The following is a 26,099-nucleotide window of genomic DNA, read 5'->3' on the forward strand; positions in this document are numbered from 1 at the left end:
GCAGATGACATACTGCGTTTTGCCTTTATCAAGTTCGGAAGTTCGAACTGGAACAGTTCCGAGCGGAATCAGCTTTGCACCTGGCACATGCCCATCCAGATATTCATCTGGTTCACGAACATCTATCAATTCCACTTCGCCCAATATTTTGTTGAGTTCGCTAACCGTTATTTCTTTCATTGCATTCCTACTTCCTAATTGGCTGCGGGACAGCTTGGCAACTTTTTCCCATTTTTAAAATCAGTCAGAGCGGTTACGGCTTCAGTTAATGTGGAAACTGGTGTCACCACTAAATTCTCGGGAATGTGGCCGACCAAATCCGAGCAATTTTCCCTCGGAGCCAGGAATAATTTTGCACCGTGTGAAGAGGAAGCTGAAATTTTCTGGACGATTCCACCAATCGCACCAACTTGACCATCTGAGTCGATAGTTCCGGTACCCGCAATTATTTTTCCACCGCTAAGAAAACCTGGAGTTAACTTATCGATTATTGATAATGCGAACATCATCCCGCCACTTGGTCCTCCGACATTAGAAACTTCAAAATCAATTTTGAAATCGGACTCAAACTTTGTGTCAACTCCGATCCCTATGTATGGAGTGTTCTTAAGTTCCGGGTGCTGCACAGAACGAATTTTCACCACTTTGGTAAGTCCATTACGCAATAAAGATAGTGAGATAACTTGGCCAACTTTGCCTGAGCGAATTAAGGTCACAGCCTGTTTTGCCGTTGTCACTTCACGCCCATTTATCGCGAGCAAAACATCGCCTGGCTCTAATTTTCCATCAGCTGGAAAATCGATTGAAACGGAGCCAACGAAAATCTGGCTTTTAATCGGTAAGCCAAGATAATCCAAGGCAGCAGCGGTAGCGCTATTCTGCGACTCGCTGAAGTCCGCAACGCTCATTTGTTGGTCTTCGTCTTCGGTAAGCCAATCAGGATAAATTGCTTCGCGTGGTGTGACACTTATTTCAGGGTCAAGCCAGCCCTGGATGGCTTGGAAAAGGTCAATCCCTTCCTCTGGCCCCCCGTAAACCGAAACCGTAGTCATGTTCAGTTCACCACCAGTTGGGTAAGTCTGGGTTCCGGAAATGGCGACGAGCTGTTTGCCATCGATAGATCCTAAGGTGTTAAAGAGTGGCCCTGGCCGCTCTAAAACATATGGGATTGGCTGAAAAAGCGCGGCAACGCCTAGCGCAACCAGGAGAAAAGACAGGCTTACCAGGCGGCGTTTTGGCACTGTTCTCCCCTTTAGTTTGGGCATTATCCTCCCAGCGTACGGTATTCAAGAGTCCAAAATTCGCCAGTAGCGTACTTAGATTGAGTATTTGGGTCACTGGGTAACTTACGCTTAGATAGCAATCGGTTATTTTTCGCAAGATTTAAGGTGATGCTCATTGTCTATTCCCTTTGGTTTCTCGCCTGGCGAAAGTAACAGTGAGGATTTGGCAAAATTCTTTGAAAATTTGTCGCAGCTGATGCAGAACTCGGATAAAGCAGATTCGGGGCCAGTCAACTGGAAAGCGGTTGAACAAACCAGTTCAGCGGTGTTGCACGATGCTGGCGATCCAGCGGTTGACTCAGACTTCAAGCAGGCTGCGCTTAGTGCTAGTGATTTAGCTGACTTATGGCTCAATGAAGCAACTTCACTACCCAGCGGTGGTGAAAAGTGCGAAGTGCTAACGCGCGGACAATGGATTGCGCAAACTTTATTAGCTTGGCAAAGTCTGGTAAATCCAGTAGCACAAGGTCTGACTCAGGCAATGGCAACCATCATCCCAGCCGAGCTAGATACCGAGTCATTGGCCATCCCGCCAGAAGTGATGGCAGAGTTACCGCCTGAGATTGCTAGCCAGATGGAGCAACTGCTTAACTCGGGTGAACTTGGCAAGTTAATTGGTCCAATAATGGATTTGGCTAAATCAATGGGTGCCACTTTGTTTGGCAATCAATTTGGCCATGGTTTGGGCGTAATGGCCACAAAAGTCCTCAGCGGCACTGATGTAGGAATTCCCCTTACCAAGTCAAAACATCCGAGTTACATAGCGGCCAATGTGAAGGAATTCAACTCGGGTTTGAATCTTGAATTGTCCGACACCTTGATTTTCTTAGCCTTGCGTGAACTTGCCCACCAGCGCTTATTTACCGCAGCGCCCTGGTTGCAATCCCATATTCAGTCAGCAATGTCTGATTATTCATCTGGCGTTCAGATTGATACTAGTGTCATCGAGCAAGCGCTATCCGAAATAGATCCAACAGATATGGATGCAGTAAATGCAGCACTTAGTGGCGATCTGTTTGTTCAGTCACGGACTCCGGAACAAATTGCCGCCCTTGAGCGACTTGAACTTTTGCTTGCCCTAATCGAAAGTTGGGTGGCAACTGTAGTGACCGAGGCTGTTGGTAATCGTTTACCGAGCAGCGGAGCATTAGCTGAAACACTGCGCCGCCGGCGTGCTGCAGGCGGGCCAGCCGAGAAGTTCTTTGAGGGAATAATTGGTCTTGAAATAAGGCCACGCAAGATCAGAGAAGCTGCGGTTATCTGGCAAACGCTAACCGAGCGAATCGGTTTAGCAGAGCGTGACAAAATTTGGTCGCACCCTGACTTGCTTCCGACTTCGACTGACCTAGAAGACATTGATGTATACCTGGCAAATCAAAGTCATGATCTAATGACCGATTTACAAAACTGGATCGACGAACAAAAATCAGCGGAAGATTCTGACTAACTTTTCTCGGTCAATGCATGAGAATAGCCATCAAGGTAGGCGTTGGCTTTTTCAAGATGTGGAAGCTTGTTCAAGAGCCGATAAAAGTCGGCATTATGCGAGATGACGACTAAGTGAATTAATTCATGAAAAATTACAGCGTCTTGCACATACTGTGGCATGCTAATCAGGCGATGTGAGAGCCGAATTACTCCTGTGGCTGGCGTGCAGGAGCCCCAACGAGAATTTTGATTTGTCACCCACTTCAAGGTGACTGGGACTCGATGGTTGCCAATGATGTCTTCACCTAAGTAAATGTCGACAAGATACTTTGCACGCTCCATCAGTAGCTTTGGATCGACAGCAACCTGCTCCTGTTTCTCTATTCGCCTTACTAGCTCGGCAACCGTAGCATCCACTTCACGTTGTGAAAGTCTGGCGGGGACCTGAACAATGATTTTTCCGCCCCGTCGATAGGCAGAACTGGTTTTACGTCGACGTTTACTTCGCTGAATTTCAACCTCAAACTCGGATACCGAAATTTCTAGTTCACTTTCAATTGTTTCAGAAGCGCAAGTTTCATCATCAATAAAATCAAAGAGCGATACCTCTGAGTGCTGATCCATTTAAGTAACGGTAGAGCATCAACTGACATAAAAGTAGGAGCTCCCGAGGCGCGTGCCACTCGTTCGCCTTCCCCTTGCGAACGTTGGCTCGTTATCTCGAGAGCTCCAACGCATTGAAATCTAGGGCTTACCAACTTCAAGAACAAGCGAAACAGGTGAAAAATCATTCAGGTATGTGGATAAGGCTGTGGAAGTACTGGGGAAACCTATTCGATATCTGGGGATTTTGCGTGCATAACATGTGAACTACATTGTGGAGCATTCCGTATTTATGCCGAAATACCGTGTATTTTTCCCCGTGGAAATGTGGATAGAAAAATCTTTGGAGGTATCGGGCGTATGACTGATTTACTGCGCAAGTTTTACTTGAGCGGTGCGCATTTTGCGCCAAGCTGGCCAGTAAATTCCAAGTCAAATAGTATGTGGAAAGTTTTTACGAACAGACATCTTAAGTAGGCACGATAGTTGCCATGACTTATCCGATTTTTACAACTGGAATTCAAGTGCTTTGGCGATCGCGCGATGAAGTGCAATTCGGAGTTAATCCCCAGACACGAATACTTGCAAGTGCTGCTGCGGCCGACTTTCTAATTGAAAATTGCTCCGGCACTAAACCTGTTTCAGAGTTGCTGAGCTTGGCACAAGCAGAAGGCTTTGACCTTACCTCAATCCGTTCATTGTTGGCTCGATTACTAGAGAACGGCTTTTTAACCCAAAGGTCTGGTGAATCAATTGTCGAAAATTTACAAGACATCGAAATCGTCATTAAAGGCGCAGGTCGCCTTGGTACCACCGTTGCGATTTTGCTAGCCGAGACGGGTATTGCAAATATTCGGATAATTGATAGCCGCCCGGTAGGTCTTGCAGACATTACTGCTTGGGGTCCGAGCCGAATTGATGTAGGTATGCGGCGGGATCACACTGCACTACTACTTTTAGAACGAACTATTCGAGGAAGTTGGCCGCGAATGCTCCGGCCGCACAAACCAGTAAGCCGAAGGTTGGCAATATTGTGCCCCGAACCGATTGGGAGAACTCCTTGGTTTGCCTCAAATATTGCTGATGAATTGATGGCTGGTGGCCAACCCTACTTAGTTGCTAGCACTGGCGCTGAAGGCGCCTTAGTCTCCACGGTTTTGACACCGGGAAGCACTGCCTGCGTTCGGTGTTACCACTGTCGCTTAACTGATTTAGACCACTGCTGGCCACTGCTGAGTTCTCAGCTAATTGGGCGAAGTGGCCCGGATTTAGCAAGTGCACGACTAATCTTGCATGTTGCGCATTTGATTGTTGAACTGACCATCGACTGGCTGGCTAATCCAGAGGAATCTGAATCTGGAATTTACTCGATGGCTTGGCCGAGTCTGACTTCAGAATTCTCCCCCATATCTGCGCACCTAGCCTGTGGGTGCCAGTGGGATAAAGCTGGCTAATTTTCTAGGTCAAGCAGGAAACGCGAGGGCACTCTGTGTGCTGCTACATACTGCGAGCGAGACTTGGCCCAAGACAACTGCAAGTGTGTCTTTGCGCGAGTAATAGCCACGTAGAACAGCCTTCGTTCTTGATCAATCAACTCTGGAGTAGTCGCATAGGAAATTGGGACCAATCCCTCACTCAATCCCGCGACAAAGACCGCTTCCCATTCCAAACCTTTAACCGCGTGAATCGGCGCTAGTGTGACGGCGTTTGCCACCGGATCATGGTCATACTCGTTGCGTTGATCTAGCAAGGCGATGAATTCAGGCAAGAGTGCATCTGGCCGGTCCTGTGCAAATTCATCTGCCAAAGTAACAAGCGTATTTAATGACTCCCAAGTCGCCTGCGCGGCTTGTCCAGCTTCAGGTGCCTTGGGCGCCCAGCCTAGGGCACTAACTACATCGCGTACCTGATAGTTCAATTCTCTATCCACTTCGGTCTGCAAACTTGCTCGCAAATGCAAAATCGCTGACTTGATTTCGGGACGTTCAAAATATCTAGAGGAACCGCGGATAGTGAAGGGAATGTCTGCATTACTTAAGGCAGTTTCAAAAGTTTCTGATTGGTTATTCATCCGATAAATGATTGCAATATTTTTCGGAGCTAATCCACTGGCGATTAAAGTTTTAATGCTTAGAGCAATCTGCGTTGCCTCGGTCTGATCATCAGTAAACGCATCAATTGCCACCTGCTTGGCGGGCGGGAGCTTCGTACTTAGTTGCAAATTCTGTTTTGGCATCGCCGACAATGCCTGATTAGCGACCGAAATTATTTCGGGAGAGCTTCGATATGACTGCGTCAATTCGAAAGTGGTCGCTCTAGGGAAATGTTCCTTAAAATTCTCTAGGTATTGGGCTGACGCTCCAGTAAATTCATAAATTGTTTGGGCCGGGTCACCAACCACGCAAATGTCATCACGATTGCCCAGCCAGAGCGATAGAAGTTCAAATTGCACTGGACTTACATCCTGAAATTCATCAACCGTGAAATATCGATATTGCGATCTGACTTGTGCTGCGAGTTCTGGGTAGTTAGCCAAAATGGCAGTCGTGGTTAGCAAGACATCTTCAAAGTCCATACACATGGAATCATCAAGAACCTGAAGGTAGGTTTCGTAAACTTGTGCGACCTGGTCAGGTGAAAATCCGTGACCCACTTTACGATTCAACTCAGTAGCTTGCTGGCGATACGAGTCTGGGGAAATTAGGTTTACCTTTGCCCATTCGATTTCACCGGCCAAATCCCGCAGAGCATCAGGATCGGAGTCGGTGTGACACAGCTCTGCAGCTTTTTTAACATACTGAATTTTCGCAGGTACCAAAGTTGGCATTTGATTTGTAAAAACTTGCGGATAAAAGAAGCGCAGCTGTCGAAGCGCAGCACTGTGAAAAGTTCTTACTTGTGCACTGCCAATCCCCAAATTGTTGAGCCGGCTGCGCAATTCGCCAGCGGCTCTATTAGTAAATGTGACAGTTAGGGTCTGACTTGCGTCAACAACAGCACTGGAAATTGCATGGGCGAGACGGTTGGTAATGGTCAAAGTTTTGCCAGTACCTGCGCCAGCGAGTATCACCACGGGTCCGCTTACACACTCAGCAGCCAAACGCTGCTGTGAGTCTAAGGGGCTAAGGAATTTGGACACTGCCCTATTGTTGCAAGATACGTCAGGGAGCAGTGAGTTGGCTGGCTATTAGTCAGTTAGACCCAGTTTTTCCTTGACTTGAGCCAGACTTGGATTAGTGACTGCTTGGCCATCTGGATAAACCACAGTCGGCACTGTCTGATTTCCACCATTTACACTCATCACAAATTCAGCAGATGCTGGATCCTGCTCAATGTCGATTTCAGTAAAGGGAATGCCGGCACGACCAAGTTGTGCCTTTAATCGCTGACAGTAGCCACACCAAGGCGTGCTGTACATCGTTAATTGAGTTGACATGACATCTCCGTCTCTTTCGTTTTCCAACTCATTTACCCTCGCGTCCATTCCTTTGCTAGCGGCTGACCGAACCAATGTTCAATCAAGTGCCAGGAAATGGCTGCCGGATTCGGTAACTTCAAGGCCCCAACTTCACATAACTCTCGCAGCTCGGTGCGGGTAAACCAGCGCAGTTCCGCAATTTCATCGCCATCTGGTTTCAATTCATCCGTCGTTGCCAAGACTCGATACCCCAGCATTAACGAGGCTGGAAATGGCCAGGGCTGACTTCCCAGGTACTGCAAAGATTTAACATCGACTTCTACACCAGATTCTTCACGAACTTCGCGGATAACCGCAGCCTCACAAGATTCTCCTGCTTCAACAAAGCCCGCTAACGTTGAAAACCAAGTTTCTGGCCAATTCGTTCTACGCCCAAGCAAGATTCGTTCTTGTTTGTCTTCGATTGAAACAATGATGGCTGGTTCAGTTCTCGGGAAGTGAGTTACGCAGCTATTTGGGCAGCTTCGTGACCAGCCAGCGTCACTAAGCGCAGTTTTAATACCACAGCGCACACAGTATTGGTGGGTTTCATGCCAAGTAGCCAATGCTGTTGCAGTAATTGCCAGCCCAACATCTCGCGGGGAAAGCTGCGCTCCAACATCGCGTAACGAAACCCACAGCGGAGCAATGGCAGTTGGCTCAGCAATCGCCACTGCCAAATAAGCGTGGTTGGTGTCGGTTCCTAGCAGTAATACTGTTTCTTCGGCAGGCGATGTTAATTCATGGGTTTGCACCAGTACCAACGACAACTCTTCGGTAACTGGAACTCTTCCTTGGCTGATGTAGAGGGCACGCGTGGATTCGCTTTGCCATAAGTTGACAAGCCAATCAGAATCAGAGCGCAATTGACTTGCCCGATCAACAGTAAATCTGGCCAACGGCAAATCTGGAATAAGTCCCACGCTTCTAACCTAAGGTTCTGCGAGTAATTGTGCATCACCGTAGGCTGATTAGCATGCGCATTGCCACTTGGAACCTGCTTCATGCAACGCCGATTCTAGGTGCCGGACAAGAAGCCGATTTAGTGGCCCAAGCACGACTTATTCGAGCCGACATAATTGGTGTGCAAGAGGTTGATCGAGCGCAACCGCGCAGTAATCATGTGCATCAGTTGCAAGACATTGCCCAAGGCCTGGAGCTTCCCTATTGGGTTTTTGCACCTGCGGTTCACGGAACACCAGGCGAAGCTTGGGAACCTGCAGATGACTCTTCAGTGCATCATCACCATACTGACTCTGACGCAGACCTGCCCCATTACGGAAACGGTTTGGCTAGCCGTTATCCGATAAGCGAAGTAGAAATACTGCGGTTTAACGCCGCTGCCTTGTCCTTACCGTTAATGGTGCCAAGTGACAGAGGTTGGCAGATGTTGAAAGTCGCCGATGAACCACGGGTTGCCATTATTGCGCGAGTTGAAACACCTCGGGGGCCGATGACGATTGCCACAACCCACCTAAGTTTTGTTCCCGGTTTTAATGTCAAACAATTGCGCGTCATCACAAAAGTTATGGAGAAGCGCCTGCTGCCTTCGCTATTGCTTGGCGACTTTAATCTGATTGGCAAACTCCCTAGTCGGCTAACGCGTTGGCAGTCGCTAGCGCAATTGGCAACTTATCCGGTTGTTAATCCGAAAATTCAATTTGATCACTTGCTCAGTCACGGACTAGATTCTGAAACCGTGCGCCGAGCAAAACTTGGTTCCCAACGAATGGCCCTGTCGATCAGTGATCACTGTGCGCTAATTACCCAGATTTAAATTAGGTCGGAAATCTGATCTAACGTCATAAAGTCGGATACTATTTCAATTTCGTCGTGACCGACATAATAAAAAGCAGCTTCAACATTCTCTAGTGGCACCTGCATATGGCTAGCCCAGGCAGCCCGATAAGCGTGTAGCTGAAGTGGGTTGGCGGATCCAGGAGCTCCCGTTTTCCAATCAATCACCGTCCACTTATCTGCTTTTGGATCAGAGACCGTGCCTGCAAAAATGGCGTCTATTCGGCCGATGAGCGGGCGACCACCAGCAATCAATGCGAATGGGAACTCTAGGTCATACGGCATGCGCTGGCCAAACTTGCCTGATTTGAATGCAGTCTTCAGGTTTGCCAGAAGGGCATCATCGTAAATAGACATTTCAGCGCCCGCTAGTTCCTCTTCGAGGTTTGCCTGACGGCGCAATCCGTAATAATCCTCAACCCAACTATGGAATTGGGTGCCCCGGACCGCTTCTGGCGCAGGCTTTCGGGGCATTGGCCGCACTAGACTTCGGACAAATTCCGCTTCATCTTTTTGTAGGGCGACTAGCTGGCTGGCAGTTAGCGTCTCAGGCAATTTTACTAATTTCGTCTGTTGTTCAGCCTGCTGTAACAACTCTAAAAGTGCCGAAATGTCGCTGTCGAATGCCGAAATGAGTTCAGCTTCTGATTCCGATAGCTGCATATCGGTAATTTGGTCATCAGCGTTCTTCACTAAATTGGCAAGTTGTTGCAGGTATTGGAATTGCTCGTCCTCGATTGGCGCTGGCCATGTCGGCACAATCGCATTCGTAAGTTGCGGATTCTTACCGGTGCCAGTCGCTGGCAACTCGTTACCCGTGCTTGTTGTTGCATGTTTGGCGATTTTCTGTAAGAACTCTGTTGGTCCCCATGCAGTTTTACTAGTAGGTGTTCCCCAATGTGAGCCGGAGGCTAGTAAAACTTTCTGGGCGCGAGTTGCTGCAACATAAGCCAATCTAGTTTCATCTAACGTATGCAGTTCTTTGAAATAGTCCTTATACGGTTGCATTGCTTTGCTGTCTGGATTTTCAGCCAACAAAAGTTCTAATACGCGAGCCTCAGTGATTTCCTCTTTCTTGAGCGCAAAGGGCAAGATGTCGGCGTTGTTCATCCAATGGCGACCGTCATACCAACCCGGGAATTGCTGTTTAGAAAGTAATGGAACTGCAACAACCGGAAATTCTAAACCTTTTGATTTGTGCGCGGTCATTACTACAACTGCATCATTGGTTAGGGAGAGTTCGCCCTTCGGTAGGTTTTCAAACTGTTCACCATCGGCCAAGAACCGCAAAAATGAAAACACGTCAGTTTCACCGTCTAAGCTGCGGAAAGCGCCAGCTAAATCAATCAATGCACCAAGGTGATCACTTGCAGGTTTGCCGAGCACTGTTTGCTTCGCCAATGCCTCCACGCCAATACCCGTCTCGCGAATAATCCGAGTTATTGCATCAATAGCTGAATCGCCAACGAATCTCCTAAGTCGACGCAGTTGCCCGGCAAGTTCGCCCATTCGCTCGCGCGCTTCTAGCGAATACGGATAGTTTGATTGACCTGCTTCCTCAAGGGCATCTAGTAAGCAAACTTGATCGGCTGAATCTGTACTGCCGACTGCATGCTCGAGCTGCAGTTCCATTGATAAGTTTTTTTCCGCTTGGTAATCAGAGTCAGCAAGCCTGCGGGCGTGGCGACCAAGCACGGCTAAGTCACGTGCCCCGATCCGCCACTTTGGTCCTGCAAGTAAACGCACGAGTGCGGTGTTGGCGGTTGGATGTGCCATTAACTCCAGATAACAAAGGACGTCGCGCACTTGCGGAAGGTGAACTAGCACCTGTGCATCCGCAACTTGCACTGGGATTCCCCGTTTTTCCAGGCCAGCGACAAAGCCTGGACCGTACTTTGCCGCCCGCAACAGGATCGCTATGTCTTTTGGTAGAACTCCGGAAGTCACCTGCGCGGCAACCTGATCGCAAATCCATTCGACTTCTTCTGGGTGCGTTTCCAAAATTGCCGTATGGATTTCTGCTGGGGCTGGATTAGTTTCACCTGCGACCAGTTCGACGATTTCCGTGTGGATGGCCCGCAGTCCAGAACTAAGTGAATTCGCCGCATCCAATATCAATTGGCCCGAGCGTCGATTAACCGAGAGATTGTACTTAGTGGCAGGCGACCCATTTTTTCTAGCGAAGTCAGTGACAAAGTTCTCAATGTTTGTAACATCAGCGCCACGCCAACCATAAATTGCTTGACATGGATCGCCGACTGCCATCACTGGGTGTCCATCGCCGAAGAGCCGATTGAGTAGAATTTTTTGCGACACTGCAGTGTCTTGGTACTCATCAAGTAACACCACATCATATTGGGCCCGAAGTAACTGACACACTTCATCAGATTTCACAGCCACCTGGGCAGCCAGGCGAATCTGATCCGAATAATCAATGATGCCTTCATCCATTTTTGCCTGCCGGAATTCAGCAACGATTTGGGCAACTGCAATACGCCGCTTTGAAGCTTGAATGATTTTTTCGACTTCTTCGGTCGGAGCAGCAATTGCGGTAAATCGGCTCAGCAGATTTTGATCGTAAGTAATTACCGACTGGGGATCTACCAAATAATTCGAGCATTCTTCATCCAAATCAAGTACTGCACTAACCAATGTTTTTATGTTCGTGTAGTCCAAGCCGGTCAATGAAACTTTTGTACGAGCAACCACTCGCTTGGCAAGTTGGTGTCGAGTGGAATCAACTAGTAGTCGGGCATCTGGTTCAACACCAATGCGCAACCCATGCTCTTTTAAAATTCGAGCGCCAAATGAGTTGTAGGTTGAAATAGTTGGCTCGCCAAACTCAACTTGGTCTTCCTTATTCAGGGGCACAGTTGCTAGTCGATATTCGAGCGCTCGCCCACCCCGAATTCGCACCGCGTGAGCTAATTCACGGGCAGCCTTCTTGGTAAATGTGAGTCCCAAGATTTTTTCTGGGGCAACTGTTCCAGTCGCAATTAAGTAACTAATGCGTGAAGCCATAGTCGTGGTCTTGCCAGTGCCCGCGCCAGCGATGATGATGCTGGGTTCAAGTGGAGCCGTAATTGCAGCCCACTGCTCGACACTGGGTTCGATTGGTGGTTTTGAGGTATCAAGGTGAAATACTTCAGCAAATTCTTTAGGAGTTTTCATTAGAGCACCTGCCGTCCTTCGCTTTGGGCTGGGCAAAGCATGCGCACTGCACAATAGTCACAAATCTTCTTTTCTACTCTTGCTTCGTAGCGCTCGTCTAAGACGATTGCCCCAGCTTGGGCCAACCGCTCAACTAGGGGAACAGCGTTCTTCTTATCGTGCGTGCCATTGGCCACCTGCTGAACCAGCGGAAGCCCTGGCGTTGCCGGATCTTCTAGCCGAAGGTTGATTAGCGCTCCAGCAGCAACAGTTTCGCCTTCATCAAGCGTTAGCTTGCGTTCTTGTTCGGAGTAGGTTCCGTTCTCGAGCAGATACGCATAGAGAGCCAACTGCAAATTTTTGGCAATGTTTGTCGCTTTTGATTTGCCAGTTTTGTAGTCAAAGACCACAACACCATTGGCATTGAATTGAACTCGGTCGGCAGATCCGGAGATTGCTACTGAAATGTCGCGAGTTTGACCAGACTCGTTGGTTACCTGGAAAGTAGTCGCGTACTCCAAAGTAGATTCTGCAATACTGCGAACATCTGCATTTGCTTTAAACCAATTCAACAATCGCCCAGCAGCGTCTTTGGCCGAGGTCAATTCACTGTCGGCAATCCAAGGTGCTTCGTAAGGCATCGCTGGCCAGATTTTTTCGAGCTCTTTGTTAATTGCTGAAATATCTGGGGAAACTTCACCGCGTTGCAGACCTTGTGCAATTGAATGCAGAATTGTTCCGAATACCAAGTGGTTTGCAGTTTCAGCAACTGCAGAAACTTCGCGAGTTAAGAACCACCTTGCTGGACATTCCTCAATTGATGTGACTTTCGAAGTAGAAAGTGAAACCGGCTCAAGAGGCTTAACGGTTGAGTTTTCAGTTCGTGGCAGAATCCCCCACCAATTATCTGGATCTGCGCTGCGTAAGGACGAAAATCCGGAATTTGCTAATTTTGCTAACCGCACCGCAACTGCTTGCTTAAGTGCCGGCGATGAATCCGAGCTAGCCAAAATGCGTCGTAAACCTGCGACTAATCCGTCAGGTGTAAGTGCACGTTCTGGACGGCCAGACAAACGCTCTTCGGTAATTACTGCCCCAGATGCGCGAAGTTCGTCCATAAACCTTGACGGCGCTTGGCCATCATCCTTTTGATCCTCTGATACAGCAGTAACAATTACTTGCTGCATGGCACGAGTAAGTGCCACATAAAATAAACGTCGCTCACTGACCAGAATTTCATTGGTCGTTGTCGGCATAAGTTGCTCGTCTTTGCCAATGAGGTCTGCTTGAAGCAGCGTTTGTCGCCGGCGCAGGTCTGGCCAAAGATCCTCTTGTACCCCAGCTACGATTACCAGCGGCCATTCAAGTCCTTTGGCGCGATGGGCGGTCAGAATTCGGACATTGTCAGAGCGAACCTGATTGTCGGCCAGAGCTTCAGCTGGAATCTCTTGGGCCAGAATTTCTTCAAGAAAGACATGGATACCTAGCGCCCGATTTTGTCCGACAAAGCGATTGGCCTGATCAAATAATGAGCAGATGGCATCCAAATCTCGGTTAGCCCGAGCCGCTTCGCTGCCATGACCTAGCGCCTTTTGTAAGAGTCGCTCGGGCCAATCTGAGTGCTGCCAAATCTGCCACAAGATTTCATGTGCGGTGGAGCCACTTTTGCTTGCAACTCTAGCTTGATCAATCAACTTTCCAATTTGAAAAAGTTTTTCAACAATTTTCTGATCCCGAGGGTTCGTATTTGCTAACAGATCGTGATAGTCGTTGATCACAGAAACGAGTAATTGGCCTGATGGTCGGGCAACTTTTTCAGCAGACTTGTCCGCTTTGCGTAGCGCATGCATAAACCGGCGTAAGTCAACTGAGTCGATTTGGCCGATTGGACCTGTGGCAAGTGTGATAGCTACATCAGGAGTCAAGCGACTTGGGCGGGCAATAACTTCCAGAAATTGAATTAGTGGCGTTGTTGCTGGATCACGGTGTAGTGGCATTTCGTCGGCGGCAACTTCAACGGGAATTCCAGCGGCGACCAATGCGCGGTAGATTACCGGAATTGAATTACTTGCTGACCTGACGATTACCGCAATTTCAGACCAGTTAAAACTTTCTTTGGCCTTGGCTCGCGAAATTAGATTTGCGATGTGGGCTGCTTGTGCACCTTCTGAGTCAAAAGTTAGTAGGCCAATTTTCCCGCCTTCGCTTGGGCAGTTGAGTGTGCGATGCGCGGTAATTAGGTCGACACTAAATTTGGCTGGAATATTCTCAGAGATGATTGCCTGTGCCGCATTTCGGATGTTAGCCCCAAAGCGTCGGCAGGTGGCAAGTGAAATGTTGGCAACAATATTATTGCCGTAAATTTCAGAAAAGTGATCGACGAAATCTCGAATTCCAGTTTCATCCGCGCCACGGAAGCCATAAATTGCTTGGTCGACATCACCAACTACTACCAAGGTGGTGTCTGCTGTCACTAGCAACTTTAAGAGTGCTACTTGGCCTGGGTCAGTGTCTTGATATTCGTCAACGAAGATAGCACGATATTGACTCTGAACTTTCGTTGCGATGTCAGGGTTGTTGCGAAGTAGCTCTTCGGCACGAAAAATCACTTCGGCATAGTCAAGTGCGTTTTCACTCTCGATACTCTGTAAGTAAGTCTCAAAAAATTGGCCGACTAGTTCCCACATCGGTCGACCAACCTGCTTGCCTAAGGCAGCTAAATTGGTCGGTTCCATCAGGTGAGATCGAGTTCGTGACATTACTGCCCTTAACTCTTCGATGAGTCCTTTAGTTTGTGCTGCCTCTTCGAGTTCAAGGGGTAACGAAAGAGTGCCGTCGGATAGCGCACCTAGAAATAATTCGCGCACTCTAACTTGCTGTTCGGGACCTGAAAGTAATCGTAGTGCAGAGTCAGCCGCTTCTTCAGGTTGGTACTTTCGCAATAAACCGTAGCAAAATGAGTGGAATGTACTCACTTGCGGAATGAGGCCCCCACCAACAGCTAGAGTTACTTTTGCTCGCCAATCAAGCGCAGCTCGCCGGCCAAAAGTTAGGCCTAGTACGTTGTCTGGATTTAACTTTTCGGGACCAGTCAATCGAGCCGCCATTGCTGAAACCAAGGTTGTCGTTTTTCCAGTGCCGGGGCCAGCCAGCACTCGCATCGCACCCTTACGATGTTCGACCACCTTCAATTGTTCAGGGTCTAGTGGTTTAGCTTGGTATGGCTCAGGTTTAGTTCGGTCAAGGATTAAGTCAGTCATTGCTCCCTATTTCACCATGAGTTACTGACACTTTTGTGCCTATCCTGTAATTTTCAGAATTGGTTAATTTTCCTTCGGATTCGTGGATGTTTTCACATAGTTGCTAATTCAGGGCAAGATTGGAGAACAAGGATTCGAGTAAGAGGATTGGGATGTCTAGCAAAGTGCGCCAGACTCTGGTGATTGAGGAAGCTGTCCTCAATCGGCGGTTGCGTCGACCCACAGATCTAGCTCGCTTTGCCTCAGTAGTTCTGACCATTTTTGGTGTTGGCCTACTCGCCTATGTCGCTCACCAAACTACAAACGGAATTGATCAAGACATAACCCAGGGCGCGAACAAACTGCCGGGCGCAATAATTTTGGTAGCAAACATCGTTAGTGGCTTTGGCGCAATTGTTTTTCCAGCAGCCATTTCCCTTGATCTGATGTTGCGCAAACGCGGACGCCAACTCGTGGAGTCGCTAGCTGGCATGTTGATTGCCATATTTTTATTGGCACTAAGTACCTGGGCACTAACTCGATTTGGTTCTATGCGGTTAATTACCGCTTTTGCCGGATTTGGTAATCGTAATACCGCTACTCCGTTCAACGCATTGCTCGGCGGACTTGCAGCCTTGGTCACTGTCTCGCGATTAATGTCGCGACCAAGATGGTCGATTGTTTGTTTGATTGTACTTTTCTCAGTCGGACTTGGTGACATCATTAGCGGTGGTGTAACTGCCGCCGGATTAGCAGTTTCAGTTTTAACTGGCTGGGCGGTGGGTCTATTAATTCGTTACATACTCGGCACGGATACCACCCGACCTTCTGGCAATGAGATTGCGGCCACAATGGGCACAATTGGCCATCCGCTAACTTTGTTGCGCGCGGCCAAAGTGCTAAATGCTGGCCGACGCTATGACGCAACAACTTCTGATGGCCAGCGGCTGGATTTGGTTGTCCTTGATCGCGACTTAGAAGGTGCAGGGTTAGCTACAGCCGCATATCGATCATTGCGATTGCGCGATGATGTTGGCAGTGCAAGCACTTCGATGCGAAGGCGCCTAGAGCGTACCGCTTTGAATAGTTGGGCAATTTCGACTGCGGGCATTAATACACCGCACTTGATTTCGGTTGCCGAAGTGGGACCAGATGCAGCAGTTTTGGCCTTTCATCACATACCAGGTCGTACTTTTTCTGATTTACCAAAGCCAATGGGAGATGCCGAACTAGTTGGTGCATGGGAGATTGTGCGCGATTTGCAGGCCGCCAGGATTGCTCATCGAAATTTAATCGCTGACAATCTTTTGCTCGGCTCTGACGGCAAGGTTTACCTAATCGGTCTTGAGGATGGAGTCATCGCTGCTTCCGATGTGCTGCTGCGGATCGATTTAGCAGAAGCTTTTTGCACACTTGCCATGGGCTCGAGTGCGCAGCGAGCTATGGCTGCTGGTCGGATGGTACTGGGTGATGTGCAATTAGCCCGAGCACTACCCGCGCTTCAAGCGGTGGCCTTTTCCACTGAAACTCGTAATGAATTAAAAGATCACGCCGAGTTGCTTGTTGAGATTCGCGAACAATTAATAACTTTGTTTCCGGAGGCAAAGTCCGAGCAAATCGAAATTGAGCGGATAAAGCCAAAGAGCTTGCTAACAATTGCAGGTGGCACCATTGCTGGTTATATTCTGCTAACCCAATTGGCACAGGTGAACTTAAATCAGTTAGTCGCCAATGCCAATCCGATATGGCTCTTAATTGGACTTGGACTTTCGGTATCCACTTATTTTGCTGCAACACTTTCATTAACAGGAGTTACGCCAGAAAAGTTATCCTTTTGGAAAACTTTTCAAGCGCAATGGGCCGCTTCATTTGCCACCCTAATGGCCCCACCAACTTTGGGGTCTGTTGCAGTAAATGTCAGATTCTTAACCAAGCAGGGAATAAATAGTGCACTTGCCGGCGCCAGTGTTGCGGTGGCACAGGTGCTGGCCTTTTTCAGTCACATCGGACTCTTACTGATAGCCGCAATTGCTGCGGGCACGGCAAATGATTTGTCATTTGCCCCACCAAAGGCCGCAGTCATCGTGTTTATATTCCTGGTACTAATAATTGCAGTTGCACTAAGTCTGGCTTCGGTTCGCAAGATAATCATCAGTCGCGTTAAGCCGATTATTGCCCAAGTTGTTCCGCGACTTGCCTCATTGATAAACCACCCAAGAAAGTTAGGTCAAGGTATTGGTGGTGTTCTGTTACTAAACCTGAGTTACTGTTTGTGCCTAGTTGCTTGTGTACATGCATTTTCGCCCAATGTTTCATTTGCTGGGGTGGCGCTTGTTTACTTAGGCAGTAGCGTGGTCGCCCAGGCTGCGCCAACACCCGGTGGCTTAGGTGCAGTTGAAGCCGCAATAGCGGCTGGATTAACGGCCACTGGCATCCAAGGAGAAATTGCCGTATCGGCAACACTGCTGTTTCGACTATGGACATTCTGGCTACCAACCATCCCTGGCTGGATAGCATTTGGCCGCCTGCAGAAATCAGGCGATCTCTAAATTAGTAAGTTGGCTTATCAGGTTCGATCTGATTAACCCACGCCAAAATTCCGCCGCCAACATGAATGGCGTCAGCGAAACCTGCACCCTTAACCACGGCTAGCACTTCGGCCGATCGACCACCAACTTTGCAATGCAGCACGACTTGCTTGTCTTGGGGCAAATCAGCTAGAGCGTTGCCAAGCAGGAATTCATTCTTGGGAATGAGCACTGCCCCAGGAATATTGACAATCTCATATTCATTTGGCTCACGCACATCAATAAGAACAAAATCACGTTCACCACGCTCGCGTGCGCCAAGCATTTCAGCCAACTGCTTTACATTAATTGTGGAATCTACAACCGCGGCCGCGGCTTCATCGGAAACTGCCCCACAAAATGCTTCGTAGTCAATCAATTCAGTGACAGTTGGATTTGTACCACAAATCGCACAATCGGGATCCTTGCGCATCTTGATTTTCCGATATGTCATTTCAAGTGCGTCATAAACCATTAGCGAACCAACGAGTGGTTCACCAATGCCTGCAAGTAATTTAATGGCCTCATTAACCTGAATAGATCCGATTGCCGCACAAAGAACTCCCAGCACTCCACCCTCGGCACAAGATGGCACCATGCCAGGGGGTGGCGGCTCTGGATACAAGCATCGGTAACAAGGTCCATGGTCAGCCCAAAAGACGCTGGCTTGACCATCAAATCGGTAAATCGAACCCCAAACATATGGTTTGCCTAGTAATACGCAGGCATCGTTTACCAGGTAACGGGTAGCAAAATTGTCTGTGCCATCAACAATCAAGTCATACTGACTGAATAGATCGAGCACATTTGTCGAATCTAACCGAAGTTCATGAATGTTCACCTGAACATGTGGATTGATCTCTCGCACACTAGCTGCAGCACTTTGTGCCTTCGGGCGACCGATATCACTTTGGCCGTGAATAATTTGACGCTGCAAATTTGATTCATCAACCACATCGAACTCGACAATTCCGATTGTGCCAACACCCGCTGCCGCCAAGTACATCAATGCTGGGCTACCAAGTCCCCCTGCTCCAATACATAAAACCCGTGCGTTCTTTAGACGCTTTTGGCCATCCATTCCGACATCCGGAATGATTATGTGCCGACTGTATCGACGAACTTCGTCAACGGATAGTTCGGCCGCTGGCTGAACTAACGGTGGCAATGACATGAATGCTCCCTTGGCTGTGCACTACTAGTGGTAACAGTTTCTCGCATAACTATGTTCCCAGCCAAATGAACCCAGATGTAGTGTTTGGGTCAGTCTTCAGGCGATAATAAAGGCATAGGACATTAGAGAGATTGGCATAGCTGTGGAAATTCGAATCAATGTACAAAATGCAAGCCGAGAAGTTGTTTTGGAAAGCAACCAAACTCCTGAAGATGTAGCCAAGTTAGTTAGCCAAGCAGTTGACAGCGGCGAATTACTCACTTTGGTGGACGAAAAAGGTCGACGCATTATCGTTCCAGGCGACAAGGTTGCTTTTGTTGAAATCGGCGCGCAAAGTTCTGGTCGGGTTGGCTTTGCTACTGCTTAATTAAGCAGCCAGACCCACCGCATCCATTCGACGCGAGTGACCAACAGTGAGTCGGCTCAGTAAAGCAGAAACGCTGTCGACCTCTAACTCAACATCGTTTGGTGGATCTTGAAAAAGTTGGGCTAGCGCAGGGCGCGAATTAGCTACCAATGCGCCTTGCGAAATCATTTCGCCCATTAATCTTCGTCCCCAAAGTGCTAACTTTCCAGCAACTTTCGGGTCCTTGGAAATTGCTTGCTTAATGTGATCGACTGCAAATTCGGCAATACCAATGTCGGTTAGCACTTCATTGACAACTTGAACGGTCTGGTCATCCAAAAACGGTGAGATCTCACGATAGAAGTCCGCAGTAATTCCATCGGTAACGTATGCCTTTAAGAGTCCCTCAAGCCAACTATTGGTTTGCATCGTGTTGTGAAATTCAGTCAGAGGTTGCACAAATGGTGCCATGGCAGCGATCGGGTCAGCGCCTAATTCAATTAACCGCGCAGAAACTGTTTCGTAATGCCGATACTCACTGGCCGCCATCCGACCGAGGGCAATCTTGTCGCTAGTGGTTGGGGCAAACTTTGCATCATTGGCGGTGCGTTCAAATGCGACTAACTCGCCATAAGCCAGGGCGCCTAGCAGATCAATAAGTGCAGGATTGCTCACGAAACTCAAGGTTACGCTAAATCGGCGGTAGGCTGGAGTCAGCCCTGGTATTTCCGGGTCAATTATTTTCTTTGGAGTTACCATCTCAACTTTCGCACAGCTGGGTGTACCAGCAGAAATCTGTGCCGCACTTGGCCAACACGGAATCATCGAGGCATTTCCGATCCAAGAAATGACGCTTCCGATTGCCCTGGCTGGTCAAGATCTGATTGGGCAGGCTAAGACGGGAACGGGCAAAACTCTGGGCTTTGGCATTCCACTTCTCACCCAAGTAATTGCTAAAAAGACCGCTGATGTTGGCCGACCACCTTTGGCACTCGTTATCGTGCCCACCCGCGAGCTGGCTATCCAAGTTGCTGACGACCTAACCCAAGCGGGAGCAAATTCTGATGTCGACATTTTGAGTGTCTACGGTGGCAAAGCGTATGAACCACAAATTGCGGCCTTAGAAAAAGGGGTTGATGTCATTGTTGGCACCCCTGGACGCTTAATTGATTTGATGAAACAACGTCATTTAAATTTGAAGTCGGTACGAGTCCTGGTTCTGGACGAAGCCGACGAAATGTTGGACATGGGATTTTTGCCAGACGTTGAAAACTTGGTGAGCAATATTCCAGCGACTAGACATACGATGTTGTTCTCCGCAACGATGCCCGGTCAAATTGTTTCTCTGGCCAGAAGGTACATGTCACAGCCCACACATATCAGGGCAACAGACCCCACCAGTGAATCATCAGTTGTTGACGCAATTGAACAACATGTTTGGCGGGCACATCAAATGGACAAGCCAGAGCTCGTCGCCCGAGTTCTGCAGGCAACCGGTCGTGGATTGACGATAATTTTTTGCCGAACGAAGCGCGTTGCTAGTTCGCTAACTGAAGATTTATCGAATCGTGGATTTGCTGTCGGTTCAGTCCATGGCGATCTTGGACAAGGTGCACGCGAGCAAGCACTCCGAGCTTTTCGTAATGGCAAGGTTGATGTCTTGGTGGCCACTGATGTAGCCGCGCGAGGCATCGATGTCTCTGACGTAACCCATGTAATTAACTACGAATGCCCTGAAGATGACAAAACCTACGTTCACCGCATTGGCCGTACAGGTCGAGCTGGTAATGCTGGTGTTGCAATCACTTTGGTGGATTGGCAAGATACCGCTCGCTGGCAGATGATTAATCGCACTCTCGGGCTACCGCCGCGACCAGAGCGTAAGCGGACCCGCCGGCCAAATCCACCAGCTGACTCTGCTTAATTAAAGACGACGCCCGAACTTGCTTCCCGCCATGCCTTATTTAAGGCTGCTTCTAGCAGGTCATTAACTTCCTTCGGATTTTTCTGCGACAAAGTGAACGGCAATATGGGCTTACCGACGCGCATTCGGATGATTGGCACACGAAGTGCGCCAGTGAAGCTCCATAAAATGCTTTTTGCGACTGAGCCCGAACCTAGAGTGCGACTATCGTGGTGCGCTATTGGCAATACGGTCACTCCTGCTGAACGGGCTAGACCAGCTGCGCCTGGGCGCCATTCACGCGGCGAACCATCTTCATTAACTTTTACATCGCCCTCAGGATAAATGAGTACACATTCGCCATTTCGTAGGGCTTCCAGTGCTGCGCGATACGCAGCCCTACCATCGTGCTGGTCAACTGGGATAATTCCACTATTGGTGCAGGCCTGCTTCGTAACTGGATATTCCCAAAGATCCGACGTGCCAATTGGTCTAATGTGCCGCCGATGTGTGCACTGGTCTTCGCACGGCAGATCACAAGTGAATCCCATGTTGTGCAAAGTGCCCAAAACTACGATGACGTCTACCACGGTGGTGTGATTTACCACAATGAGTGCTGGGCCTGGCTGCTCTAATGCATCCAAATTGGCTCGGCCATAGACCGAAACTCGGCACAAGGAGCGCACTAACCGGCCTAGCACTGATCCCGCACTAATCACGCGAACTCCCTTGTGTTTACTAGGGAAAGTCTAGTGCAGTCCATTTTTGAGGTAATCTTCACAGGTGACCATTACTCAGACCCGCGTATATCTGGCCAGATTGGCTGGCACAGCGGTTTTTGATCCAGCCGGTGACCGGGTGGGCAAAATCCGCGATATTGTCGTACTCGCTCGCGATAACGGTAAGGCACCGCATGTCCTAGGACTAGTAGTAGAGGTCGCACCACGGCGTCGAATCTTTTTGCCCATGTCGCGCGTCACCGCCATGGATCCTGGCTCAGTAGTCACCAGCGGCATGGTTAACTTGCGCAGGTTTGAACGTCGCAATGAAGAGAAGTTGGTCATTGCCGAATTACTAGATCAAAAAGTTGTACTAAAAAGCTCTGGCGAAAAAGTCACAGTCGAAGACATTGCCATGAGTTCTGATCGACTACATGAGTGGCACGTATCCCGTCTCTTTATTCGAAAAAGCGCAAGCGGCTTTGGCCGACGTGGACCAACCGTCACACTGGACTGGAATGAAGTAACTGGTCTGTTTGCTGAAGTTGCTGAACAGGGTGTGGACTCACTTCTAAAGTCAATCGGCGAAATGCGCGCTGCTGACATTGCAAACATACTTCAAGGTTTAACTCCGAAGCGTCGACTTGAGTTAATTGCAAAACTTGATCTGGAATTACTTGCTGATGTCGTCGAGGAACTCCCCGAGGATGACCGAGTGGAAATCATGTCTGAACTTGGTTTGGAGCGAGCTACTGACGTTTTGGAAGAAATGGATCCAGACGATGCTGCCGACTTGCTCAGTGAACTGCCACCTGAGCGAGCCGAAGAATTTTTGGAAGCCATGGAGCCCGAAGACGCCGAAGACCTTCGTCGCCTCCTTGCTTACGATGACTTCAGTGCTGGTGGCATGATGACAACCGAACCAATATTGCTATCAGCCGATGCAACCGTAGCCGAGGCTTTAGCTCGGGTTCGTGCTCCAGAACTTTCACCTGCCGTGGCCTCACAGGTTTATGTGGTGCGACCACCTATTGAAACGCCTACTGGTCGCTACATTGGCGTGGCACATGTCCAACGCTTACTGCGCGAAGCACCGTCAACACTTGTTTCTGCAATTTTGGATACTTCCCTTGTCCCTATTGGCCCACAGGCCCCATTGGGCCAGGTTGCTCGCTATTTTGCCACTTACAATTTGGTTGCACTGCCTGTTGTAGACGAAAATGGACACTTGTTAGGTGCCGTCACCATTGACGACGTAATTGACCACATGCTGCCTGACGATTGGCGGGAAAACGAGAACGATGAGGAGGGCTGATTATGGCACGCGAAGAACGACGTGGACCACGTCTAGATCAGCCATTAGAACGTTCTCGTTCACTTCGCCCCAGCCTTGATTCTGAGGTTGCTGGCCGACTAAGTGAACGAGTGGCACGGTTTCTAGGTTCTTGGCGATTCCTGGGCTGGATGACTGTAGTAATTGCTGCTTGGTTACTTTGGAATATTTTTGCGCCAAAAGAACTCCAGGTTGACCCTTTCCCTTTTCTATTTTTGACCTTGGCACTTTCACTCCAGGCCTCATATGCTGCTCCCCTAATTTTGCTTGCCCAAAATCGCCAAGCGGATCGAGATCGAGTGCAGTTCCAAGAAGACCGCGATCAAACAGAGCGGCTACTTGCTGATGCTGATTACTTAACTCGTGAAGTGGCCGCTCTGCGCATGGCAATCGGCGAACTCGCGACTCGCGATTACCTTCGTGGCGAGATAAAGTCGCTTGTAGAAGAGTTGGAAGACCTTGCTCGAGGTCATGACAAAGACTCACCTTCAAGTAACTAATCACTAAGGATGACTTTGTGACTATTTCGCGCGATGCGGTGCAGGCTGCACTAGCTACCGTTATTGATCCAGAAATTCGTCGACCAATTACTGAAATCGGCATGCTAAAGGGATTTGAGATCACGGGCTCATCAGTTCAGGTCGATGTATTTCTAACTATTGCTGCCTGTCCGATGAAGGAAACTATTACTAGTTCGGTGCAAGCTGCGGTTGGCGCAATCCCAGAGGTATCCGAAGTTTCGGTTTCCTTGGAGCCCATGAGCGATGAACAGCGCGAAGCATTGCGAACTCTGTTACAAGGTCCAAAAAAGGTGATTCCATTTATTGGGCCAGATTCACTGACTCGAATTTATGCCATCGCTTCGGGTAAAGGAGGCGTTGGCAAATCTTCGGTGACGGTCAACTTGGGCACACGGTATCAGCGTTATGTCTATGTTGGCATTCAAGCCAGGTGGCCGACATGAACCAATTGCGGCGCGTGGACCAATGTTGCACAAGTATGTAGAGGCTTTCTTAACCGACGTCTACTGGGGCGAATTAGATGTGCTGCTTTTTGACATGCCGCCAGGAACTGGCGACGTACCCATGAGCGTGGCACGACTCTTACCGCACGCAGAGTTAATCGTGGTGACCACGCCACAAATTGCTGCCGCCGATGTTGCTATTCGCTCGGGGATGCTCGCACCTGCTTTTGAGCAAAAGGTTTTTGGGGTTATTGAGAATATGTCGGCAATAATCTGCCCTCATTGCAACGAGCCGATGGAACTGTTCGGAAGTGGCGGTGGAGAAACTGTAGCCAAAACTTTAACCGAAAATCTGGGTTACGAAGTTCCGTTACTGGCCAAAGTTAGTTTCGACCCGCGCCTTCGTGAAGGTGGCGACGCTGGCCAACCACTAGTTGTTGAGAAGCCGGATTCACCTGTTGCATTGCAGTTTGCTGAGATTGCCAGCAAGTTAACAGACCGACCTCGCACCTTAAGTGGCGTCAAGCTGAATGTAATTTCCTAAGTTGCGTCTGAGTCAAAGTCGGCACGCAAATTCTGATTAGGTGATTTCGAATCCTTCTGAGCGGTTGGCTCTGGGGCAAACACCTGACTAACAATTCCGCGTGGAGTTAGGCTCTGTAGTTCACTAGCAAAGTTGGTGATAGTTTTGGCTTCTTCATCTAAAGAGTCAAAAGCTTTGGCTAAGAACTCGCGAGTTAGTCGAATTCCCTTCCCGGCACTACGCGCAATTTCCGGTAACCGATTAGGACCGAAAATAATCAAACCAATCATGGCGATAGTAAGTAATTCAGGAAAACCGATACCTAACATTTAGGCCCTCTTAACTTAATTTGAGCGACGTGAGCCTAAAACTACACTGACATCCGAATCGTTTAGGCGGCTAAGTACCACTTTATCGCCTGCATTACGGGCGCGGATCTTTACGATCAATTCGGTGCCATCATTAACCTTCTGGCCATCAATAGCAGTGATCACATCACCAGGCTTTAAATCGGTATTTTCAGCCGGTCCGCCTGCGGTAATTTCACTGACCCGAGCACCAACACCTGAGTACCGCATATCTACAGAGATTCCAACAACTGGATGAGTTGAGGTGCCAGTTCGCATCAATTCATTTGCTACCCGTCTTGCCTCATTTATCGGAATAGCAAAGCCAAGTCCGATACTTCCAGATTCACCCCCAAGGCCACTTCCCAGTGTGGCAATTGCGGAGTTAACGCCAATTACTTGACCTCGAGCGTTCACCAATGGTCCGCCCGAATTACCTGGGTTGATCGCCGCATCAGTCTGGATTGCATTGATAAATGAGGATTCGCCGCTAGAACCTGCAGTTACTGGGCGTTCTAGTGCAGAAATAATTCCACTTGTTACCGTTCCAGACAGACCTAGTGGCGATCCAATTGCAATTGCGGTGTCGCCGACTACTACATCATTAGAATTACCCAAACTTGCAATTGGCAAATTTCCGACTGAAAGTTTCAGTACCGCTAAATCATAGGATGGGTCGCGGCCAACAATCTTGGCGCGAAGCGACTTTTGGTTTTGCAACTGTACGGTGATTTCGGCACCTGTGCCAGCACCAGCAACGACGTGATTGTTGGTGAGTACATATGACAAGCTGGCAGTGCTGGCAATGATAATTCCCGAACCCGTTCCACCTCCTTGCGAAGATGTAACTTCAATCGAGACAACAACTGGCAAAACTCCGCTGGCGATTTTTGCTATCGAGCCATTAGGTCGCGGTGAAGTGTCCCCTGGTGCAGTTGTTAATTGCAAACTTGTGCCAGCACTGCCGGAAACCTTGTTAGCAAATCCATAACCAACAGCTCCAGCTAAAAAGCCGGCAACAAGCGCCACAATTACCGCAGTTAATAGTGGGCCAAAACGTTTTGGCCTGCTGACTTCAGGTGGCTGGTAAACCCAAGTCGGTCCAGGTACAGCAGGAGTAGGCGTTGAACGCAGTAACGAATCGCTCACTGGGTCAAAAACTTGAACATTTTGCTCAACTGGCTGACCACCTGATTCAGAAGTTTCTGGAATTGGGCTGTTACCGGGCTCGGAATGACTGTCGGTCATGTGGGCAAGTCCTTACTT

General features: G+C 48.9%; 21 protein-coding genes and 1 pseudogene. 9 read left to right on the plus strand and 13 right to left on the minus strand.

Annotated elements, in window-relative coordinates; all coding sequences use genetic code 11:
* Both EBS36_01850 and EBS36_01855 read right to left on the minus strand, forming a co-directional pair.
* The coding region (locus EBS36_01850) for a rhodanese-like domain-containing protein (GenBank protein ID NBU31901.1) at positions 1–180 on the minus strand (180 nt) is incomplete at its 3' end.
* A gap of 14 nt (positions 181–194) precedes the next feature.
* Positions 195–1,265 (minus strand): PDZ domain-containing protein, encoded by a 1,071-nt coding sequence (locus EBS36_01855; GenBank protein NBU31902.1) that lies wholly within the window; start codon positions 1,263–1,265, stop codon positions 195–197.
* A gap of 133 nt (positions 1,266–1,398) precedes the next feature.
* On the opposite strand from EBS36_01855, the gene EBS36_01860 reads away from it, so the two are divergent.
* On the plus strand, positions 1,399–2,730 hold the full coding sequence (locus tag EBS36_01860) for a hypothetical protein (protein ID NBU31903.1): 1,332 nt from the start codon (positions 1,399–1,401) through the stop codon (positions 2,728–2,730).
* On the opposite strand, the gene EBS36_01865 is transcribed toward EBS36_01860, so the two are convergent.
* Positions 2,727–3,335 (minus strand): M48 family peptidase, encoded by a 609-nt coding sequence (locus tag EBS36_01865; protein ID NBU31904.1) that lies wholly within the window; start codon positions 3,333–3,335, stop codon positions 2,727–2,729. The genes EBS36_01860 and EBS36_01865 overlap by 4 nt on opposite strands.
* A gap of 470 nt (positions 3,336–3,805) precedes the next feature.
* Between EBS36_01865 and EBS36_01870 the strand changes: the two genes are divergently transcribed.
* A complete protein-coding gene (locus EBS36_01870) occupies positions 3,806–4,768 on the plus strand; it encodes a hypothetical protein (protein ID NBU31905.1) in 963 nt (320 codons plus the stop codon).
* Here EBS36_01870 and EBS36_01875 read toward each other — a convergent pair.
* The 3 genes from EBS36_01875 to EBS36_01885 are packed head-to-tail and all read right to left on the minus strand — an operon-like array spanning position 4,765 to position 7,694.
* Positions 4,765–6,453 (minus strand): ATP-dependent helicase, encoded by a 1,689-nt coding sequence (locus tag EBS36_01875; GenBank protein ID NBU31906.1) that lies wholly within the window; start codon positions 6,451–6,453, stop codon positions 4,765–4,767. The genes EBS36_01870 and EBS36_01875 overlap by 4 nt on opposite strands.
* 48 nt (positions 6,454–6,501) lie before the next feature.
* Positions 6,502–6,750 carry a mycoredoxin gene (locus EBS36_01880; protein ID NBU31907.1) on the minus strand — a complete coding sequence of 83 codons (249 nt, stop codon included), beginning with the start codon at positions 6,748–6,750 and terminating at the stop codon, positions 6,502–6,504.
* Between the two features lie 32 nt (positions 6,751–6,782).
* Entirely contained in the window at positions 6,783–7,694 is a 912-nt protein-coding gene (locus EBS36_01885; GenBank protein ID NBU31908.1) for an NAD(+) diphosphatase, read from the minus strand.
* A gap of 53 nt (positions 7,695–7,747) precedes the next feature.
* Here EBS36_01885 and EBS36_01890 point away from each other — a divergent pair, with 53 nt between their 5' ends.
* Complete coding sequence (locus tag EBS36_01890; GenBank protein ID NBU31909.1) at positions 7,748–8,548, plus strand: endonuclease; 801 nt, start codon at positions 7,748–7,750, stop codon at positions 8,546–8,548.
* On the opposite strand, the gene EBS36_01895 is transcribed toward EBS36_01890, so the two are convergent.
* Positions 8,545–11,739 carry an ATP-dependent helicase gene (locus EBS36_01895; protein ID NBU31910.1) on the minus strand — a complete coding sequence of 1,065 codons (3,195 nt, stop codon included), beginning with the start codon at positions 11,737–11,739 and terminating at the stop codon, positions 8,545–8,547. The genes EBS36_01890 and EBS36_01895 overlap by 4 nt on opposite strands.
* Positions 11,739–14,978, minus strand: coding sequence for an ATP-dependent helicase (locus tag EBS36_01900; GenBank protein NBU31911.1), 3,240 nt, complete (start codon positions 14,976–14,978; stop codon positions 11,739–11,741). The genes EBS36_01895 and EBS36_01900 overlap by 1 nt, the downstream gene beginning before the upstream one ends.
* A gap of 152 nt (positions 14,979–15,130) precedes the next feature.
* Between EBS36_01900 and EBS36_01905 the strand changes: the two genes are divergently transcribed.
* Positions 15,131–17,506, plus strand: coding sequence for a TIGR00374 family protein (locus tag EBS36_01905; GenBank protein ID NBU31912.1), 2,376 nt, complete (start codon positions 15,131–15,133; stop codon positions 17,504–17,506).
* 1 nt (position 17,507) lies between these two features.
* Here EBS36_01905 and moeZ read toward each other — a convergent pair whose 3' ends face one another.
* Positions 17,508–18,698: an adenylyltransferase/sulfurtransferase MoeZ gene (gene moeZ / locus EBS36_01910; GenBank protein ID NBU31913.1), complete on the minus strand. Its 1,191-nt coding sequence runs from the start codon at positions 18,696–18,698 to the stop codon at positions 17,508–17,510.
* 142 nt (positions 18,699–18,840) lie between these two features.
* Between moeZ and EBS36_01915 the strand changes: the two genes are divergently transcribed.
* Positions 18,841–19,065: a DUF3107 domain-containing protein gene (locus EBS36_01915; GenBank protein NBU31914.1), complete on the plus strand. Its 225-nt coding sequence runs from the start codon at positions 18,841–18,843 to the stop codon at positions 19,063–19,065.
* Here EBS36_01915 and EBS36_01920 read toward each other — a convergent pair whose 3' ends face one another.
* The gene (locus EBS36_01920; protein NBU31915.1) at positions 19,066–19,803 is read right to left on the minus strand and encodes a hypothetical protein; all 738 of its coding nucleotides are present in this window, start codon (positions 19,801–19,803) and stop codon (positions 19,066–19,068) included. It lies immediately after the preceding gene.
* 88 nt (positions 19,804–19,891) lie between these two features.
* Between EBS36_01920 and EBS36_01925 the strand changes: the two genes are divergently transcribed.
* Positions 19,892–20,968, plus strand: coding sequence for a DEAD/DEAH box helicase (locus EBS36_01925; protein NBU31916.1), 1,077 nt, complete (start codon positions 19,892–19,894; stop codon positions 20,966–20,968).
* On the opposite strand, the gene EBS36_01930 is transcribed toward EBS36_01925, so the two are convergent.
* On the minus strand, positions 20,965–21,666 hold the full coding sequence (locus tag EBS36_01930) for a 1-acyl-sn-glycerol-3-phosphate acyltransferase (GenBank protein ID NBU31917.1): 702 nt from the start codon (positions 21,664–21,666) through the stop codon (positions 20,965–20,967). The two genes, EBS36_01925 and EBS36_01930, sit on opposite strands and share 4 nt — an antisense overlap.
* Positions 21,667–21,730: 64 nt before the next feature.
* Here EBS36_01930 and EBS36_01935 point away from each other — a divergent pair, with 64 nt between their 5' ends.
* The 3 genes and pseudogenes from EBS36_01935 to EBS36_01945 all read left to right on the plus strand — a co-directional run bounded on the left by EBS36_01935 (position 21,731) and on the right by EBS36_01945 (position 24,507).
* Positions 21,731–22,981 (plus strand): CBS domain-containing protein, encoded by a 1,251-nt coding sequence (locus tag EBS36_01935; protein ID NBU31918.1) that lies wholly within the window; start codon positions 21,731–21,733, stop codon positions 22,979–22,981.
* Between the two features lie 2 nt (positions 22,982–22,983).
* Positions 22,984–23,499, plus strand: coding sequence for a DUF1003 domain-containing protein (locus EBS36_01940; protein ID NBU31919.1), 516 nt, complete (start codon positions 22,984–22,986; stop codon positions 23,497–23,499).
* Positions 23,500–23,600: 101 nt separating this feature from the next.
* Positions 23,601–24,507, plus strand: a pseudogene (locus tag EBS36_01945) (DUF59 domain-containing protein).
* Here EBS36_01945 and EBS36_01950 read toward each other — a convergent pair.
* Both EBS36_01950 and EBS36_01955 read right to left on the minus strand, forming a co-directional pair.
* The gene (locus tag EBS36_01950; protein ID NBU31920.1) at positions 24,504–24,815 is read right to left on the minus strand and encodes a hypothetical protein; all 312 of its coding nucleotides are present in this window, start codon (positions 24,813–24,815) and stop codon (positions 24,504–24,506) included. The pseudogene EBS36_01945 and the gene EBS36_01950 overlap by 4 nt on opposite strands.
* 15 nt (positions 24,816–24,830) lie before the next feature.
* On the minus strand, positions 24,831–26,081 hold the full coding sequence (locus EBS36_01955; protein ID NBU31921.1) for a PDZ domain-containing protein: 1,251 nt from the start codon (positions 26,079–26,081) through the stop codon (positions 24,831–24,833).
* Positions 26,082–26,099: the final 18 nt, after the last annotated feature.

The organism is Actinomycetota bacterium, from assembly GCA_009923495.1.
In the GTDB taxonomy this organism is placed as follows: Bacteria; Actinomycetota; Actinomycetes; order S36-B12; family UBA5976; genus UBA5976.

What these genes read in the sequence shown, in the direction of transcription:
- EBS36_01920 (NBU31915.1), bottom strand. Translation starts at nt 19,803, where the DNA reads ATGGTAACTCCAAAGAAAATAATTGACCCGGAAATACCAGGGCTGACT.
- EBS36_01865 (NBU31904.1), bottom strand. Translation starts at nt 3,335, where the DNA reads ATGGATCAGCACTCAGAGGTATCGCTCTTTGATTTTATTGATGATGAA.
- EBS36_01940 (NBU31919.1), top strand. Translation starts at nt 22,984, where the DNA reads ATGGCACGCGAAGAACGACGTGGACCACGTCTAGATCAGCCATTAGAA.
- EBS36_01855 (NBU31902.1), bottom strand. Translation starts at nt 1,265, where the DNA reads ATGCCCAAACTAAAGGGGAGAACAGTGCCAAAACGCCGCCTGGTAAGC.
- moeZ (NBU31913.1), bottom strand. Translation starts at nt 18,698, where the DNA reads ATGTCATTGCCACCGTTAGTTCAGCCAGCGGCCGAACTATCCGTTGAC.
- EBS36_01925 (NBU31916.1), top strand. Translation starts at nt 19,892, where the DNA reads ATGACGCTTCCGATTGCCCTGGCTGGTCAAGATCTGATTGGGCAGGCT.
- EBS36_01870 (NBU31905.1), top strand. Translation starts at nt 3,806, where the DNA reads ATGACTTATCCGATTTTTACAACTGGAATTCAAGTGCTTTGGCGATCG.
- EBS36_01895 (NBU31910.1), bottom strand. Translation starts at nt 11,739, where the DNA reads ATGAAAACTCCTAAAGAATTTGCTGAAGTATTTCACCTTGATACCTCA.
- EBS36_01905 (NBU31912.1), top strand. Translation starts at nt 15,131, where the DNA reads ATGTCTAGCAAAGTGCGCCAGACTCTGGTGATTGAGGAAGCTGTCCTC.
- EBS36_01950 (NBU31920.1), bottom strand. Translation starts at nt 24,815, where the DNA reads ATGTTAGGTATCGGTTTTCCTGAATTACTTACTATCGCCATGATTGGT.
- EBS36_01890 (NBU31909.1), top strand. Translation starts at nt 7,748, where the DNA reads ATGCGCATTGCCACTTGGAACCTGCTTCATGCAACGCCGATTCTAGGT.
- EBS36_01955 (NBU31921.1), bottom strand. Translation starts at nt 26,081, where the DNA reads ATGACCGACAGTCATTCCGAGCCCGGTAACAGCCCAATTCCAGAAACT.
- EBS36_01880 (NBU31907.1), bottom strand. Translation starts at nt 6,750, where the DNA reads ATGTCAACTCAATTAACGATGTACAGCACGCCTTGGTGTGGCTACTGT.
- EBS36_01900 (NBU31911.1), bottom strand. Translation starts at nt 14,978, where the DNA reads ATGACTGACTTAATCCTTGACCGAACTAAACCTGAGCCATACCAAGCT.